Origin of the sequence: Halomicrobium sp. IBSBa (assembly GCF_017612575.1) — an archaeon.
Taxonomy (GTDB): domain Archaea; phylum Halobacteriota; class Halobacteria; order Halobacteriales; family Haloarculaceae; genus Halomicrobium.
Window position 1 is genome coordinate 1 of the sequence record NZ_JADPQC010000022.1, and the last position, 669, is coordinate 669.

General features: G+C 66.7%; 1 protein-coding gene. It reads left to right on the forward strand.

What is annotated here, in order from left to right; translation table 11 throughout:
* Positions 1 to 563, forward strand: a 563-nt coding sequence (locus IL252_RS17260; protein ID WP_244257357.1) for a His/Gly/Thr/Pro-type tRNA ligase C-terminal domain-containing protein, incomplete at its 5' end; no start/stop codon positions are given.
* Positions 564 to 669 lie beyond the last annotated feature (106 nt).

Sequence of the window (669 nt, forward strand, 5' to 3'; positions counted from 1 at the left end):
ATCCTGACGCCTTCGATGACGACGAGGTTACCGTCGAGGTTGCTGGCGAGTCCCACACCGTCCCCGTCGAGGAGACGAACTTCAGCGTCGACGAGGTCACCGAGAACGGTGAGCACATCCGCCCGCACGTCGTCGAACCCTCTTTCGGCGTGGGCCGGATCATCTACACCGTTCTCGCACATTCCTACGAAACTGACGAGGTCGACGGCGAGGAGCGGACCTACCTCGATCTCCCGCCGGAACAGGCCCCGACCACGGTCGGCGTCTTCCCGCTGATGGCCAAGGACGGAATGGCCGAGCTCGCCACCGATATCGCCGACGACCTCCGGGCCGCCGGTCTCTCGGTCACCTACGACGACTCCGGGGCCATCGGGCGGCGCTACCGCCGGCAGGACGAGGTCGGGACGCCCTACTGCGTCACCGTGGATTACGAAAGGCTGGAAGACGGCGAGGTTACCGTGCGCGAGCGAGACACGACCGAGCAGAAACGGCTGCCCATCGAGGGGCTCGCCGACCGGCTCGAACGGCTCGCAACCGGCGACCTGACCTTCGACGACCTGTAGATGGCCGACGAGGTATCCCGGCGACTCGTCCACGTCACCGGCGCGACGGTCCCGCTCGCGCATCTGCTCCGGCCGGACCTGATTACGTGGCGCATCGTCCAGGGAT